Here is a 16626-nt window from a genome sequence, read left to right on the forward strand (position 1 = left end):
CGTCACGAAGGGGGTGTATCCGGGGCTGGGCGGGTCTGCTGGGGTGGGATGAAGGGGGAGGGGATCGGGTCGGCGGGGTGTTTGGAGCGGTGGTGGAGGAGTTCCTTGATCCACCGTGCGGCGTCCCTCTGCGCGGTGAGCATGTGGTCGCGGGCGTCGGCGAAGTCTTGGTCGCCGGTCACGGTGGCGTGTTGGGCCAGGATCTCCGCCCAGCGGCGGCTCAGCTCCTCGGCGTACCGGGCTCGCCGAAGCTGCTCGTCGAACTGGTACTCGAGCTTGACCAGCCGGTCGATGTGCGGCTGGAGCGCTGGCATGATCCGCTCGTCGAGCCGGACTGAGGCGTCGGGCTGGCAGGTGATGACGACCTCGCCCCGCTCGTAGCGCCAGATGGGGTCGTCGGCGAGCGCCCGCTGCAACGCCACTTCCAGGTCGCCTGCCCGGTTCGGCGGTAGGTCTCGAGCGGCGTCGGCGGCGAGCCGGGTCAGCCGCTGGATCGCGTTCGGCTGGAAGTACCGCACGTACCAGCTCAGCACCTCGGACCGCAGGCTCGCCTGAGACGACCAGGCGAACGTGGCGCGGATGTAGAAGGAGTACACGTACCCCCGGGCGGGAACCGCGATCAGCCGCGGCACGTGGCGCTGCTCGACGAGCGGGCCGGATGGCGATGGTGCGGCGCCGGCCCCGACGGGCGCCTCATCCTGCAGCGCGGCGACCAGTCGGTCCCAGGTCCGCGTCCACCAGCGCCAACCGCGGACGCTCGCGTCCCGGGTGACGCTCAGCCCGCGGGTACCCCACTGTCGCCACCGATCCGCGGTCTTCGGCGTCCCGTCGGGGGCGTCCGTCATGGCACCCCTCCATGGTCACGGATCCGCATGCCACGCTAACAACCGGTGACCGATCCGCTCGCCGCCACGCCGACGCGAGCGGCAAGCGGCAGAGCTGGGGCGCCGGCCACCACGATGAGCGTGATGACTCTGCGGTATCAAAATGACTCTGAGGTATCGCGCTCGCGAGAGAACATTCCGTCCGGCGCCGGGCCGTCCCCGGTGCTCAGTTCCCGACAGTCCGGGCCGCTTCCGGTCGCGGTGACGGTGGCGGTGACGGTTGCGTGACGGGCCCTTCGCGATCCTCGTGCCGAGCCGGGCACTGTGCACCCGGCGCGGGCAGCGGGGAGGCCGGTGCAATGGACTTCGTCGACGGAGTGCTGGTGCGGTTGGCCGATCCGGGCACCCGCGCCGCGGTCTTCGACGACGCGTCGCTGGCACACCTGGTGGAGGCCGCGTACGACACCGAGGCGATGCCGGTCGCGCCTCCGTACGCGGCGGTCTTCGACGAGCTGACCCTCGGCTTCGCCGCCGCCCCGGTCACCCTGGCCGAGGGGGAGTGGCTGGGCTCCGGCGGCACCACCCGCACCGAGCTGCGGGTACGCCTGCACGGCCTCGGCGGTTCGGCGCTGCGCATCGACGCGCTCTGGCGGGGCAGCCTGGTGGTGCGCACCAGCGCGGCCCGGGACCGGGTCGAGGATCTCGACGTCGCGGTGCCCGCCTTCGACGTCGACCCGCAGATCATCGCCGACCTGGGCGCGCTGCCGGCCGACCCGGCCCAGTTGGAGACCGAGCGCCGGACGCGGCTGGTGACCCGGCTGCGGGCCGGGCTGCACCAGCCGGCCGCGTTCACCGACGCGCACCTGGACCGGCTGCTCGCCGGCGTGGGTGCTGCCAACGCCGGTGACCTGGTGGCGCGGATGCGCGGTCAGGCTGCCGGCGCCACCGTCAAGCTGCGCTACGCGGCCCCGCCGGCCGCCCCACCCACCCCGCGCCCGCTGCCGTTCGCCGCCGCCGTGCTGGTCCGCGACCGGGGCTTCTCCCTGGCCGACCTGCTCGTCGAGACCCGCCTGGTCCGGGCCCGCGCCGAGGAGCTGGGGCTGGACGTGCCCGCGCCGGACGACGTCCGGCGGCGGCACCGGGTCGTCGCCGTCTGGGTGGTCCCCATCGAGACGTTCAACGACGACGGCTGGCCCGGCGGCGGCAGCGGCACCGACGCACAACGGAGGGCCGCCCGGTTCGCTCGGGCCGGCCAGTGGCTCGCCCGCAGTGGCATCGGACTGGCCGCAGTGAACACCTGAGGCTCCCGGCCGCTGCCACCCACAGCGGCCGGGAGCCGCCTACCGACCGCAGCAGCAACTCCGTCCGGGAGGACCCGTGGCACCGACAGCAGCATTCCCGTTCATCGAGGTCCGGATCGTGCCGCCACCGGCGCCACTGGCCCAGCGCTCGCCGGGCGTCATCGCCGTGGTCGGCAAGACCCCGGCCACCGCCGACGGCGGCTCGGCGCCGGCGAACACCCCGGTCCGGATCGAGACCCTCGACGACGCGGTCACCAACTTCGCCCGCCGGCAGGCCGGCAACGTGGTCCGCAACGCCCTCTACAACTCGCTGGAGCTGGCGTTCCTCCAGGACCCGCGCCCGGCCAAGGTGTACGGGGTCAAGGTCGCCGGGGACGACTACGCCGCCGCGCTCAGCGGCCTGGAGGCCGCAGACGACGTGACCATGGTGTCGCTGGCCAACGAGTCGACCGTCGGCAACCCCGCCGGGGCGGGCGCGCCGACCGGGCTGCATGCGCTCAAGGCGCACGTGGAGACGATGTCGGCGGCTGGCCAGCGGCGGATCGGCTTCGCCATGGTCAACCCGGCCACCGAGAAGAGTCCCACCTACGTCGCCGACATCACCACCGCGGCGAACCCGCTCAAGAGCAGCACCAGCCGGATGGTGATGATCGCGGCCCGGGGCGCGGACGGCGATGCCGCCACCGCCGCGATGGCCGCCGTGGCCGGGCTGCCGGTGCACCACAGCATCGTGCTGAAGAAGATCCGCGGGGTGGCCATGCCGGTGGCCAAGCAGTACAGCCCGGCCGAGATCAAGGGCCTGTCCGAGGCCAACCTCACCCCGATCATCGACCCGAGCCTGATCACCGGGGAGAGCCTGCACTTCGCCGACGGGCGGCTCTTCACCTCCGACGCGAGCCTGCTGCACATGGACCTGCTGCGCACCCTCGACCAGATCGAGTTCATGCTCCGCGCCGGCCTGATCGGTCTGATCGGCGACGCGCGGATCACCAAGCCGGGCATGACCCTGCTGAAGACCCAGGTGGACGGCATCCTCGGCCCGCTCAAGCGGCAGGCGGTGATCGACGACTACCGGATCGAGATCCCGGTGCTGGACATCCTCACCATCCCGGAGGTCGCCCGCACCGCCACCGACACCTCGATCGTCACCACCGCCCGGGCCGACCGCACCGTCGACCTGGTCGTCACCGTCACGTACGGCCCGGCCGTGAGCCGCCTGCTGGTCACGCTCGTGGCCAAGTTCTGACCGGAGGAACCAGACCATGGAGTGGAAGACCCGCCTCGCGGTGCAGTACACCAAGGGCACCGAGACGGTGCTGATCAGCCCGATCGACTCGTTCAGCCCGTCCTTCTCGCTCAACGTCGAGCCGCTGCACTCGTGCGAGGTGACGCACATGGGCGCGATCCACGCTCCGGTGTCGATGAACTTCACGATGACCGTCAAGGCCATCGGGGACGTCGCCGGCCGGCTCACCAAGCTGGCGCTCGACGGCGACCTCTTCGACATCACCCTGCTGGAGCACACCGGCGACGACTGGGCGTTCTCCTCCTTCGTGCTGCAGGACTGCCTGATCACCAGCGCGACGCCGACCACCGCCACCATCTCCGGCGCCCCGGCGGCGACCTTCAGCGGTTTCAGCCTGGCCGCCACCGTCGACCCGAAGACCGGCGACCAGTCCGTGCTGCCCTGACCCGCCAACGACAGCCCGCCGACGACGAACCGGAGGTAGCAGATGGCGACCGGAGCTGGCCGTGCCGCCCGGGTCACCCGTACCGGGCTCGCCCTGGTGCACGCGGGCGAACTGGTGCTGCCGGCGGCCGGCAGCGAGGCGGAGGCCGAGCAGGTGGCCGAGGACGACCGCGCGGTCATCGCGTACCACTTCCCGGTGGAGATCGAGGTGGTCGCCGCCGGCGGCGCGGTCGACGCCGACGCGCTCGCGGACCTCGCGCTGGCCCGGCTCGCCGAGCACCTGGACGGGCGGTCCTGACAGTGGCCATCTCGGTGAACGTGCCGGTGCAGATCCGGCTGGACGCCCGGTCGCTGACCGAGCGGCCGGAGGCGGTGACCGAGGCGCTCGCCGCGGCCCTGGCCCGCGCCCTGGAACGCTCCCGCCGGGAGGTGGTCGCGCCGCGCGGCGGCTACCTGGAGGTACGACCCGGCGCTCCAAAGTTCCGCTGGACCGGCGCGGCCGGCGAGCGGGTGTCCCCGGACGACCGGCGGGCCTTCGAGGCCCGGCTGCGCCGGCGCATCGACGAGGTGGTGACCGCGGCGCGGCTGGACCCGGGGTTGCCGGTCGGGGTGGCCGCGCCGCTGAGCCGGCCGCCGGCCGAGTTGTTCGACCCGCAGCGGATGCGCCACCTGCTGGCCGTCTACCGGGTGCCGTCCTACGACGACGGTGGCGACGCCGCCGAGGTTCCGGTGGACGGCGACGAGCCCCCGCCGGTGCGCTACGAGTGGCAGTTGCGCCCGGTCACCTACCTCGTCGGCCACTTCGCCGAGCTGGCCCGCGAGGCGGTCCGGCAGCACGGTGGCCTTCCCTCCGGCACCCCACAGGGCGTCATCGCCCGGGTCACCGACCCCGGGGGGCGGCAGGTGTGGCTGGTCATGGTGACCACGACCCCGCTGTCGTACTTCACCTTCGACCGGTTCGGCGAGACGGTCTTCCGGGCCACCCCGCAGCCGCACTTCGAGATCGAGGCGCGGACGCCCAGCCCGCAACCGGGCACGGTCGACCGCCGACCGGTCGCCGACCGGGCCGCGCTGGTGGCCATGGTGGACGAGGAGATCGGCGCCGACATCCGGTCCCGGCTCCGCACCGCCCAGCCGCGCGGCGAGACCACCACCGCCGAGGAGTACCGGGCGCAGGTCGAGCGGGCCGTCGAGGTGGAGGTGAACCGGCGGGTCGACGGGATCGTCGGCTCGCTGGGCGGCGCGACGCCGACCAGCCTGATCATCGTCCAGGTCGGCGGGACGTCGCTGCTGCTGGTCGGCACCGAGGCCACCGACGCGACGCTGCACTGGACCGGGCGGGCCAACCTGCTCCCGATCAGCGTCGAGCAGCACCCGACAACGCCGGTCGACCCGAACGCGCCGCCCGGCGGTGGCGTCGGCGGCGGTACCGGCCCGGGCGGCGGCACCGGCTCCGGTGCCGGCGGTGGTACGGGAGCCGCCGGTGGCACGGGCACCGGGGCGGGCGACGGCACAGGGACCGGCGCGGGCGCCGGTGGCGGCACCGGCGACGGAGCCGGCGGTACGCCACGAGGGGGGTTCGTCTTCGACCCGAGCGCCCCGACCGCGCCGCCTGGCGCCAACGCGAGCCGGTTCCCACTGGTCACCGGCGGGCGTGCGGAGATCCCGCCGTGCGGATCACTCAACGGCGAACCCGAACTCGACGCGCTCGGCACGGACGCCGACGACCTGCGCCGGCTGATGGACGACATCGCGTTCCGGCTGCAGATGAACCAGCCCTGCCGCTACCCGGCGACCTTCTGCCTCCAGGCCGCCGCGGTGCTGCGCGCCCGGGCCGCCGCGATCGGCGTACTGGTCGGCGCGGCGGAACGGGAGGCGTTCAGCCGCCCGGTCCCGGAGGGCACCGGCCGGCTCGGGCCGCTGGACTTCCGGCCGGTCGCCTCGCCCGCCATCCAGTTCCTGCGCCACCTCGCCGGGGTGGTGCCCCGGCTGGACAACCTCGCCGAGCGGATCATGGCCGTCTACCGGAAGCCGGAGCACTGGGCCCGGATCCGCAGCGACTGGTTCGAGCATCCGGCCGCCTGGAACCTGCACTTCCTGCACGAGTTCACGCCAGCGGTGAAGGACGCCGTCGGGACGATCTTCGTGATCGGCAACAAGGCCCTGCTGGTGCAGTTGCTGCTCACCTCGCGGCAGAGCATCCAGGCTCGGATCACCAACTTCAACCGGTACGCGCCGATCTTCGAGCGGCTGATCGTCTCCCAACTCACCGAGTACGTCGAGTTGCAGGGCCTCCGGGACCGGCTACGCCGGCACGAGGCGGCCCGAACGGTCGTGACCCACACCGGCACCGGTGGAGGGACGCTCGCCACCGCCAGCCTGGTAAACCCCTCCACCGCCTGGTATGGGGCGGCGCACTCGCTCTCCGGAACGTTCCTGGCCGCCGAGACCGCCTTCACCAGCCCCGGGGCGGCCGGCGAGATCGTCGAGCGGGACGGCGTGACCCGGATCCGGGACTCCCACGGGGTGCTCTGGACCGTCGCCGACATCGAGCAGGCGATGGTCATCCAGCGCGGCGAGGCCGAGGGCATCGACCCGCTGGTCAAGCAGATCACCGACCTGCCCGACGTGCTGGCTCGCTTCGCCGGCGACCGGAACGCGATCCGCGCCGAGCTGTGGCGGGTGTTGCACGACATGCAGCGCAACAACGCCGAGATGCTCGGACGCGCCCGCGAGGACGCCGGGTTCGCGTTCCGCTCCAGCCGGATCAGCGAACACATCCCGTCGGCGACCATCCCCGGTGGCCGGTACGCCCTGCAGGGCATCCACCTCGTCACCCACCAGCAGCTCGGCGAGTTCTTCGGCGGCAACTCGTTCTATGCGCTCGGCGTCGACGACCTGTTCAGCAGCGAACTGGGCCGGCAGGCGCTGTCCGCGTTCGCGCTGACCGTCGGGATCATCGCCCTGTCGGTGCTCTGCCCACCGCTGGGCTTCGCCGTCGGGGTGGCCGTCGCCGTCGGTGACGTGGTCCACGCCCACCGGCGGGAACGGCTCTACGGGGCGCTGATCGACCCGGAGCTGGTGCTCACCCGCGCCGAGGTGGAGGTGGAGCTCTTCGCCGCGTACCTCGGGCTGGCGCTGTCGCTGGTACCGGAGGTCGGCACCATCGGCGGCGCGGCCGTGCGCGGCGGCCGGGTCGCCCTGCGGTACGGGCTGCGCGCCGGCCTACGGTCCGGTGGCCGGTACGTGGCACGCCGGCTCGCCCGGCAGGTCATCGAGGCGGCCTCCCGTGACCTGCTCCAGGCGTTCATCACCGAGATCCTGCTCAACGAGGTGCTCGAACGCGTCGTCCAGAAGCTGATGGAACCGTTGCTGGCGTACGTGGAGCGGGAGGCGATGCTGCGCAGCTCGGTCGGCGGCCCGGAGGGCGCCGGGTTCATCCTCATGGTGCTCGACTCGCAACCCGGTGGCGCCGCCGCCGGGCCCCACGTCCCGGTGGTGCGGCCGTGACTCCGCCCCGCCGGTTCCGCGCCGGCCGCTTCCTCGACGCCGCCGCGGTGCACGCCGCCGCCGACGCCAACCCGCGGCTGCGCCGCTTCCTGCGCACCGTCGCCGGGCACGGCGACGCCGGCGAGGTACGCGCCCGACGGCTGCTGGAGCACATCATCCGACGCGTCGTCGACGACGTGGGTGACCTGCATCTGGGCAACGCGGTGTCCCGGCTGGAGCGCATCGCCGTGCTGCGGGAGCGGATCGCCGGCATCCTCGACCACGTGCTCGAGGGCGGGACTCTACCCGAAGGCGTGCGGGTGGAAGCGCTCGGCGAATCCTTCGACCAGCTCCGCACCGAGATGCGCGAGCTGAGCCGACCCCGCGATGGCATCGTCGGCGACGCGCCGCTGCGGCTGGCCGAGGACGCGGCCGCGTACGCCGACTCGATGCTGCGGGAGTTCGAGGCCGGCGGCGGGGCAGTCGGCCTGCACTCCGAGCCGGCCGCGGCGGTCAACGACGCGTTCCGGGCCATGCCCGCCAACCGGCAGGCAGCCGTACGCCGCGCCGCCGCACTGGAGCCGCAGGCATTGTGGCGGGCGGTGGCCAGCGAGACCGAGGGCGGCAAGCGCGCCGCCGTCGCCGACCTCGAGACCCGGCTCGGCGGCCGGCTCACCCCCGCCGAGCTGGGCCGGCTACGCACCGCCCTGGACGACCTCGGTCGGGCCCGCAACCGTGGCCTGCAGGTCAGTCAGACCCGGCTCACCGCGGCACTCGCGCGCATCGCCGACCCGGAGCTGCGCGCCGTGGTGGCCGGCGGCGACGTCTGGCTCACCCAGCAGCTCGCCCTGCACAACCCGGAGGCGCTGGCCACCCTGTGGCAGCGCTTCCGGGACCGGGGTGGACGCTCCGACGACGGTCCCGGGTTCCGCGCCTACCTGCGCCACGACATGGTCACCTACGGCCGGGGCGTGCTCGGCGAGTACACCGCCGCGTTCTCGCTGAGCAGCATCGAGCTGTTCCTCAAGGGGCCGGACGCCAACGTCAAGGCCGCCGGCACGGACCTCGTCGGCATCGGTCACGACGGCTGGGTGTGGCTGGTCGACGACAAGTCGCACCGCGCGACCAGCGTCGGCGGAGTCAGCGCCCTCACCGAGAACCTGGTCACCAACCTGCGCCGCGACGCCGGAGACTTCCGCGACGGCATCGCCCGGCTGCAACGCGACGACCCCGGCTTCACCCCCGACCCGCGGATCCTGGACGCGATATCCCGGATGGAGGACGCGGCCGCCGAGATCGACCGGATCAACCGGCGCGGCTCCGCGGCCACCCGGCCGGCGCGGATCAGCCGGGCGCTCGAGGAACGCCGGCTGCGGCTGCGGGTGACCAGCGCCGTCGGCGAGGTCCGCGAGATCACCCGGGCGCTGCGCGACCTGGGACTGGCTGTCGAACCCACCGGCGCACCGGTGCCACTGCCACCCACCGGAGGTCGCTGAGCATGGCGTTCACCAGCAGTTTCATGCGGTACGACACGGTGCCGTCGGCGATCATCAGCGACGGGGTGCTGCCGATCCCGCTCTGGGCGGTCACCGCCATCTCCCTCGCCCAGACCTACCACCTGCCACCGATCGGCTCCACCGCGCACAAGGCCATCGTGGCCACCCACGACGACACCATCACCCTGACCGGGGTGCTGGTCGGCGCGGAACGCTACGCCTGGAAGTTCGCCCTGGAGACGATGGCCGAGGCGAGCAAACGCGGTACCGCCCTGGCCGCGTACTCCGGCGGGAAGTTCGGCGGGCTGATCCTGGTCACCTCGATGACCATCCGCACCGACATGCAGGTGCAGTCGCTGACCTTCAGCGCCTCGGCCGCCCGCCGCGACGTGCTGGACACCACCATCACCCTCGTCCACGTGCCCCGTCCCAGCCTGCTCGGCAAGCTGCTCGACGTGGCCAGCATCGGAGTCGGCGCGCTCGCCGACGGGTTGGGAAACTGATGCCGCCGTTCCCGATCGACCGCTACCTGCTGCCGGAGACGCCGATCGAGGTGCCGGCCGGGTTCACCGAGGTCCGGCAGAGCCTCACCGCCGGCCTGCCGCACCGCGTCGAGCTGGGCGCCGGCGTGCACGGCGTGCTGATCCTGCCCACCGGGCTGGCCCGGCAGTGGCTGGACACCGACCCGCTCGCCGTGGTCAGCAGCTCCGCCGACGACCTGGCGCCCCGGCCGGCACCACCGGCCACCCCCCGACCACCGGCGCTGGTCGGCCGGGTGCCGCTACGGCTGGTCGTCCGCCAGGGCACCCAGATCCTCGGCTCGGTGCCGCTCGCCGCCGGGCTGCGCCGGGTGTGCCCCGACGCCGGCCCGCCCGCCGCCGACGCCGCCGCGCCCGCCCCGGTCGCCGTCGAACTGCTGGTGCTGAGCTGGCTGCTGCACGCCGGGACGGTACGCGGCTCCGGCGACTACGGCTCGTCTGTGACGCTGGCCTGGCGGCCGGCGGACCGCGCCGTGGACCGGTTCGGTCCGCCGCCGATCAACGAGTTCGTCTGGCGTCGACGCCCGCCCGCCCAGCGGGTCGAATCCGAGCTGGGCCCCGGCAAGCTGCGCTACCGCTATCTGCTCGACAAGAAGCTGCGGAGGGTGTTGCGATGACGCTCACGCCGTTCCAGACCGGCCAGGTACGCCAGGGCGCGGTCGGCAACGACGCCGGCTGGACCCTGACCTTCCACCGCGAGACCCCGACCGGGCTCAGCCAGGACTCGGCCCTCACCCTGTCCAGCGCCGACTACTACGCGGCCATCGACGCCGCGCTGCCCGACGGGCTGGGCCCCGGCGCATACACGATCACCGTGCAGGGGCTGATCGACGAGCACTTCGCCGCGCTGCGCACCGCCGAGGGACAACCGCCGCTCGTGGCGAAGCTGCACCTGTACTGGCGGGACGCCAACACCTCCGTCGGCGCGTTCTTCACCAACCTGGTCGGCGTCAACGCCGGCCCCTCACCGGCCGAGCTGACCCAGGCGCTGGTCGCCGTGCTGCGGGTGACCAAGGTGCGCCGGCTCACCGGCGAGCGGACGTACGACACCGAGCTGACCCTCGTCGAGCAGGCGTACGCCCGGCTCGGCCAGCGGGTCGCCGAGCGGTTCGAGGCGGCCACCTTCACCGCCGCGATCCGAGCCATCGCCGAACGGACCAGAGTGGACATCGCCGGCTGGGGCGCCAACCCGGACGGCACGATGACCCGGGGCGCCACCGAGGCGGCCGGTGACGAGCGGGTCGCCTTCGGCGCCGGGCTGCTCTACCGCGCCGCGCTGGACCGGATCGGTGGCGCGTTGCAGCAGTCGCTGAACGCGTACGGGCGGGGGATGCTGCTGATCCGCGACGGCACCGTGCACGTCGGCAAGCGGCCGATCCCGTACCCGGAGGGGGAGCCGAAGCCGCTCACCCTCGCCACCGGCCTGCTCGAGTGCACCGAGAACGGCAGCCAGGACACCGACCCCTACGCGGACACCGAAACGGGCGGCACCGCGCCGCCGCGCCGACGGGCGTGGACGCTCACCCTCAAGGGCCGCCCCGATCTCAAGCCCGGCGACCTGGTCCGCTTCGACCCGCCGGCGGTGGACGAGGCGACCACGCTGGGCAGCGTCGGCGCGGCGCTGCTCGGCTCGTTCGCCGCCCCGTTCGCCCCGTCCACCGGCGAGTTGGGTCCCGGGGCGAAGCTGCTCTACCTCAGCGCCGCCCGGCACACCCTGTCGCGGACGGCCGGGTTCGTGACGGTGGTGCAGGGGGTGGAGGTGGCGTCGGCCAGCCAGGCCTGGGACAGCTGGAGCGACGCCTCCGGCGTGGGCACCGCCGAGCCGGCCGGTCCGGCCTCCTCGCCCGGGGTGGCCGCCGCCGAGGCGGTGCGCCGCGCGGCCCGGGCGGCCCGCGGCGAGACGCGCGGGTTGGAGATCGGCGAGGTGCGGGCGGCGGCCACCAACGCCAGCGGCGCGGTCGAGCCGCCGGCGCAGACCGAGACGGTCTGGGAGGGGCTCGCCCGCCCGGACGGCCGACCGAACGGCGCCCGGCGGCTGCCGGTACGCAGGGAGCAGCCGGCACCGTTGCCCGGGGTGACGTACCTGACCCCGTTCGCCTGGGGTGGCTGCGGACTCATCCTGCCCCGCTACCCGGGCACCCGCGTGGCGCTGGCCTACCGCAACGGCGCCCCCGACGACCCGGTGGAGGTGGGCGCGCTCTGGCCCACCGGGCACGCCCCGGTCTCCCAGCCGGGGGACTGGTGGCTGTCACTGCCGGTCGGGGTCGACACCAACCGCCGCTCGTCCATCGGCGACACGCTGGTGCCCGCCGACCACGACGGCAAGGTGGCGCACGACCTCACCGACGGCGACGGCAACCGGGTCATCGAGCTGGGTGAGTTGACCGTGCGGGTGGGCCGGGCCCAGCTGCGCGGCCGGGGCCAGCGCCCGGAACGCGCCGACGAGGCCGACAGCATCACCATCGAGCACGCCGCCGGCGGCTCGTCGATCGTGATGAAACAGGACGGCTCGATCACCATCACCGCCACCCAGATCGACCTGGATGCCGGCAACGGCGCGGTGAACATCAGCGGCGGCTCGGTCAGCATCGCCGCCGACGACGTCGACGTCCAGGTCAGCAACACGATGAACGTCCACTGAGGAGGTCGAGATGCCCTTCGTGCTCACCACGTCGAGCGACGTGCACTGCCCCAGCCAGGGAAAAGTCTCCCCGGCCGGGCAGGGCAAGCTGACCGTCGACCACGTCCCGGTGGTCCGGCTGGACGGCATCAGCGGCAAGTCGGTGGCCGGGTGCACCATCGCCACCAGCAACTCCACCAAGCAGTGCAGCACGGTGACCTCGGCCTCCGGCGCCGCCGGCAGGCTCATGGTCGGCAGCGTCGCCGTGGCGCTGGACTCGCTCACCGGCGCCACCGACGGCTCCACCCCGGGCCTGGCTGCCAGCGCGGGGCAGAGCAAGCTGCGGGCGGTCTGAGATGGACCGGACCGAGCGGGAACGGCAGGCCGCCCAGCGCCGGTACCTCGGCTGGGGCCTCGCCTTCGAACCCACCATGCCCGGGCTGGACCTGGCCCGCGACGTCGTCTTCGACGACGGCCCGAACGGCCGGGTGCTGGCCCTCGTCGCCGGCACCGAGAACGTGGCGCAGAGCCTCGCGGTGGCGCTGACGACACTGCGCGGCTCGAACGTCTTCGACGCCACCTTCGGTTTCGACGGGCTCAACGCCCTGGCCGAACCGGTCGAACCGACCCTGATCCGCGAGCAGGTGCGGATCGGCATCATCACGCTGCTCGACCGTGACCCCCGGGTCCGCCGGATCGTCGACGTCAACCTCGACGACGGCCGGCTGGGTGTCGGTGGCACCGGCGATGGCCAAGGCGGCGCCGACGACGCCACCCGGGCAGCGCTGCGCGCCTCACGCACCCTGCAGGTCCAGGTCCAGTTCGAAACCATCACCGACGACCGGCTCTCGGTGCACCTCGGGGAGCTGCCCAATGTCTGATCCCACCCTCCCGGCCGAGCTGGCCGACGTCCTCGCGGTCGACGCCGCCGCGCTGCGGGCCACCGGCTCGACCGGATTCGGCATCGTCGAGACCGGCTTCGTGCCGAAGTCCTTCGCCCGGCTGCTCGCCGAGAAGCTGGCCACCGCCCGGCTGCTCTTCGGTGAGGACGTCGACCTGACCAGCGGCGCCGTCCTGCGCAAGGTGCTGGAACTGGCCGCGCTGGAGGACGCCCGGCTGTGGGCGGCGCTCGGCGCGGTCTACGACAACTCGTACGTGGTGTCGGCGACCGCCGACGCGCTGACCCGCCTCGGCGAGGAACTCGGCATCCCCCGGCCGTACCTGCCGGCCCGCGGCACCGTGAAACTGAAGCTGAAGGCCGCCCTGCCGACCGGTCGGACCCAGCTCACGCTGCCCCGCGGCGCGCGACTGTCCACACCCGGCGGGCACCACGTCGCGCTCGACGAGACGGTGGTGCTCTCCGCCGCCGTCGGCGAGCGGACCCCGGCCGTCGCCGCGTTCTACCCCGGCCCGTCGCACAATCTCGACCCCACCGAGCCCAGCCAGAAGATCGACCGGTGGAACCGGGCCGACACCCTGCTGGCCGACCTGGACGACGCCGAGCAGGCCGCCGGGAAGGAGCTGGTGGAGATCACCCACACCGTCGCGCTGACCGGCGGCGAACAGCAGGTCCCCGACGCCCGCTACCGGCAGCTCCTGCTGGCCGCGCCCCGGTCCATCTGGACGGCCGAGGCGATCGGACTGGCCGTGGCCACCGTGCCCGGCGTACGGCAGGTGCAGGTCTTCGACGGCCGGGGCGGCCTGGACCTCAACCAGTCCATCTTCGGCAACTTCAACTTCATCGAGCGGGTCTTCAGCACCGAACGGGACCTCGGCAACCCGTACTACGTGACGGTGCTGGTCGCGCCGACCGCGGCGGCCATCTGGGACGGCCCCGACGGGCTGCACGCCACCGTCGAGTCGGTGATCGAGGACCTGCGCCCGGTGGGCATCTTCGCATCGGTGGACCGGGCCGACGAGGTGGGCATCGGCGTGGAGGCCGACCTGGTGATCCGTGGCCTGCCACTGCCCACCGGCTCCCGGGAGACGGTGAACGCGTCCACCGCCGCCACCGAGCTGCGTGCCCGGCTGCACGCCCGGCTGCGCCGCTACGTCGACGAGCTGCCCTTCGGTGAGCCGGTCCGCGCGGCCGAGGTGATCTGGACGCTGATGAACGAGCCGGGCGTCGCCGACGTCCGCGAGCTGCGGCTGGTCCGCTTCCCGGCCGACTCGGCGGCGGTGGTGACCGGCAGCGCGCCCACCGGCGACGGGGTGCAGCGGCTGCCGGTCGGTGACAACGCGGTGCTCGCCGCCAACCAGGTGCCCGTCTACGTCGACCGGGACGCCCCCCGGCCGTTCCGGATCGTCTGAGGGGACGCGATGACCGACATCCGGGTGCCGGTGGACGGGGCCGACCCGTCCGTCGAACGCAACCTCGTCGACCAGCTGGAGGGCCCGTACCCGGGCACCGTGCGGCGGGTGGTGGTCCCTATCGCCAACACCGGCGCCGCCGCGGTGGACTGGACCAGCCGGCACCCGCTGCTCACCGCGGTGCTGCGCCGGGACCTGGCCGAGGAGAGCGTCCGGGTGACCGTCACCGTGGACCCGGGCGGCGCCGGCGAGCAGGTGCTGCCGCCGGTGGTCTTCGCGCCCTGGTCGGCCGCCGGCGCGTCGGTGCCGGCGTACGTGCCGGACACCGCCGACGAGCCGCTGGTCGCGCCGTTCACCGTCGCCGTGGCCGTCGAGCGGACCGTCGACGGCGGCGCGGGTACGGCGGTCACCGGGGCGGCGCTCGCCGCGCTGGTCGAGCTGGCCGTGCTGGAGGGCAACCTGGGCCGGCTGCTCTACCTGGTGTCGTACGAGAAGCACCGGCTGCGCCGCGCCGCCCGGGAGGTGCACGCGTACCGCACCCTCCCGCACGCCCGACGGGACGCGCTGGACCGGATCGGTGCGGACGTCGGGGTGGCCCGCTTCGTCGACGAGCTGGTGCACGAGCCGGCCAGCGGCGAGGTGTACGCCCGTCGGCTGGCACCGCCGGCCCGGGAGCCGGACTCCGCGTACGCCCACCGGCTCGGGCTCTACCGGCGGTTCCTGCTGCCCACCCCGGGCGCGGTGCGCCGGCTGCTCAACGGACCGGGCGCGGACACCGACCCGAACGCCGGTCTCTTCGCCGACCTGCCCGGCGGCGCGCGGTTCACCCTGCGGGAGGACGACGACCGGTTCGCGGTGGCGATCCGGCTGGTCGCCGCAGGTGACCCGCAGCACCGCACCAACTTCCTCGCCCAGCTGCGCCGGGACCGGCTGGTGCTGCCCGCGAACACCCCGCCGAACAACACCGTGCACGCCGGCCGGGCGCTGCCCGCCAGCCGGCTGGCCGAGGTCACCGCGCTGCGAGCCAGCCTGCGCCAGTCGTACGCCTTCGCCAGCGGGCACGGCGTCGCGCCGCCGCTGGCCGCCGCGCTGGACCGGGCCGGGCGCGTCTGCCGGGCGCTCGGCTCGACAGTGGTGTGGCAGGTGACCCGGGCCCAGGACGACGCCGGCGGCAGCCGCTACGAGCTGGGCCTCGGCGTGGACCTCACCCCGCCGACCGCGGCGCAGGCCACCGAGCTGCGCAACCGGGTGCTGGACACCGGACGCGCCGCCACCACCGATCGGACCGCCGAGGCACTGGTCGCCGCGGCCCGCGCGGCCGGCGTGCCCACCGTGGCGGCCGACGGCGAGCTGGCCTGGCTGTGGCGGGTGTGCGGGCTGCAGACCGCGCACCGGGTCAGCACCGGCACGCTGTACCTGTCCCACCTGCCCACCCGAGGGCTGGCGGTGACCGCGCCGGTGACCGCCGCGGTCGGCGTCAACGCGGCGGTTGAGGCGCAGTTCCACGCGCCGGGCGACCCGGGCGGCAACGCGCTGCTGCTGGCCGGGCTGACCGCCGCCCGGGCGGCCTGGACCGGCGCCGGGGAGCCGGCGTGGACGTCGCTGACCGACGCGGCGGCCCGGACCCGGTGGGCGGCGGTGCCGACCCGGCCGGCCGGGCAGCCGGTGGACCAGGTGCTGGCCGCCGCCGGCCTGCCCGCGGTACGGGAACCGGCGCCGGTGGTGGCCGCGTTGAACCGGCTCCCCGACGAGCTGGTGGAGACCATCGAGCTGCCGGCGGCGCTCGCCAGCGCCCTGGTGGCCGGGCAGCCCGCCGCCGCCGACCGGCTGGCCCGGCTGGTCGCCCTGCTGCGCGATCAGCACCTCGCCGCCGCGCTGCCGCTGGTCGACACCGGCAACCGGGTGCTGCTGGTGTGCAGCGTGATCGGTCTGCCGCAGGCCGGCCTGAACCTGGCCGAGCGGCGCGCCACCGGGTTCCGCTGGTACACCGTGGGGCTCGGCGGCGGCACGGCGGAGATCAAGGCGATCGGCGCGCGGACCACGCTGCGGCCCACCCACGCCGGGCTGGTCGCCGTGGTGGCGCTCTCCTACGTGCGCACCGGCCTGACCGACCCGTACGAGTTCCGGGTGGAACTGCCCGACGGGGTGACGCTGACCCTGGCGCAGTACGAGCGGCTGATGAACGCGTTGACCCGGGTCTGCCCACTCGGCGTGGAGATCAACACTTTCGGCATCCGGCGCGACCACGTCGACCTCGACGCCGACGGCGCCGCCGAGCCGCTGCGCCCGGCGGTGGCCCGGACCTTCCGCACCTTCCAGCAGCGCCGGCACCGCGGCGTGTACGACCAGCTCTGAGA

14 protein-coding genes are annotated in these 16626 nt (G+C 74.0%); 13 read left to right on the forward strand and 1 reads right to left on the reverse strand.

Translation table 11 applies throughout. The features are described 5' to 3' along the window. Positions 1-2: 2 nt before the first annotated feature. Positions 3-845, reverse strand: a complete 843-nt coding sequence (locus tag KBX63_RS03350) for a hypothetical protein (protein ID WP_210907947.1) — start codon at positions 843-845, stop codon at positions 3-5. 338 nt (positions 846-1183) lie between these two features. On the opposite strand from KBX63_RS03350, the gene KBX63_RS03355 reads away from it, so the two are divergent. The 13 genes from KBX63_RS03355 to KBX63_RS03415 all read left to right on the forward strand — a co-directional run bounded on the left by KBX63_RS03355 (position 1184) and on the right by KBX63_RS03415 (position 16624). Continuing rightward, a complete protein-coding gene (locus KBX63_RS03355; protein ID WP_210907949.1) occupies positions 1184-2125 on the forward strand; it encodes a hypothetical protein in 942 nt (313 codons plus the stop codon). A gap of 76 nt (positions 2126-2201) precedes the next feature. Beyond that, positions 2202-3371 (forward strand): hypothetical protein, encoded by a 1170-nt coding sequence (locus KBX63_RS03360; protein WP_210907951.1) that lies wholly within the window; start codon positions 2202-2204, stop codon positions 3369-3371. A 16-nt stretch (positions 3372-3387) separates the two neighbouring features. Continuing rightward, on the forward strand, positions 3388-3816 hold the full coding sequence (locus KBX63_RS03365) for a hypothetical protein (RefSeq protein WP_210907953.1): 429 nt from the start codon (positions 3388-3390) through the stop codon (positions 3814-3816). Positions 3817-3858: 42 nt separating this feature from the next. Then, positions 3859-4113 (forward strand): hypothetical protein, encoded by a 255-nt coding sequence (locus KBX63_RS03370; protein WP_210907955.1) that lies wholly within the window; start codon positions 3859-3861, stop codon positions 4111-4113. Positions 4114-4115: 2 nt separating this feature from the next. Beyond that, positions 4116-7325, forward strand: coding sequence for a hypothetical protein (locus KBX63_RS03375; protein WP_210907957.1), 3210 nt, complete (start codon positions 4116-4118; stop codon positions 7323-7325). Continuing rightward, a complete protein-coding gene (locus tag KBX63_RS03380; RefSeq protein WP_210907959.1) occupies positions 7322-8800 on the forward strand; it encodes a hypothetical protein in 1479 nt (492 codons plus the stop codon). The genes KBX63_RS03375 and KBX63_RS03380 overlap by 4 nt, the downstream gene beginning before the upstream one ends. A gap of 2 nt (positions 8801-8802) precedes the next feature. Next, a complete protein-coding gene (locus tag KBX63_RS03385; RefSeq protein WP_210907967.1) occupies positions 8803-9303 on the forward strand; it encodes a hypothetical protein in 501 nt (166 codons plus the stop codon). After that, positions 9303-9956 (forward strand): hypothetical protein, encoded by a 654-nt coding sequence (locus KBX63_RS03390; protein WP_210907969.1) that lies wholly within the window; start codon positions 9303-9305, stop codon positions 9954-9956. The genes KBX63_RS03385 and KBX63_RS03390 overlap by 1 nt, the downstream gene beginning before the upstream one ends. Then, on the forward strand, positions 9953-11980 hold the full coding sequence (locus tag KBX63_RS03395) for a hypothetical protein (RefSeq protein WP_210907971.1): 2028 nt from the start codon (positions 9953-9955) through the stop codon (positions 11978-11980). Before KBX63_RS03390 ends, KBX63_RS03395 begins: the two co-directional genes overlap by 4 nt. Positions 11981-11990: 10 nt before the next feature. After that, a complete protein-coding gene (locus KBX63_RS03400) occupies positions 11991-12314 on the forward strand; it encodes a hypothetical protein (RefSeq protein WP_210907973.1) in 324 nt (107 codons plus the stop codon). Position 12315: 1 nt separating this feature from the next. After that, positions 12316-12840: a hypothetical protein gene (locus KBX63_RS03405; RefSeq protein WP_210907975.1), complete on the forward strand. Its 525-nt coding sequence runs from the start codon at positions 12316-12318 to the stop codon at positions 12838-12840. Then, positions 12833-14269 carry a baseplate J/gp47 family protein gene (locus tag KBX63_RS03410; RefSeq protein WP_210907988.1) on the forward strand — a complete coding sequence of 479 codons (1437 nt, stop codon included), beginning with the start codon at positions 12833-12835 and terminating at the stop codon, positions 14267-14269. Before KBX63_RS03405 ends, KBX63_RS03410 begins: the two co-directional genes overlap by 8 nt. A 9-nt stretch (positions 14270-14278) precedes the next feature. Beyond that, on the forward strand, positions 14279-16624 hold the full coding sequence (locus KBX63_RS03415) for a hypothetical protein (protein WP_210907990.1): 2346 nt from the start codon (positions 14279-14281) through the stop codon (positions 16622-16624). The last annotated feature ends 2 nt before the right edge of the window (positions 16625-16626 follow it).

The sequence above is a fragment of the Micromonospora sp. U21 genome (assembly GCF_018070045.1).
Lineage (GTDB): Bacteria > Actinomycetota > Actinomycetes > Mycobacteriales > Micromonosporaceae > Micromonospora.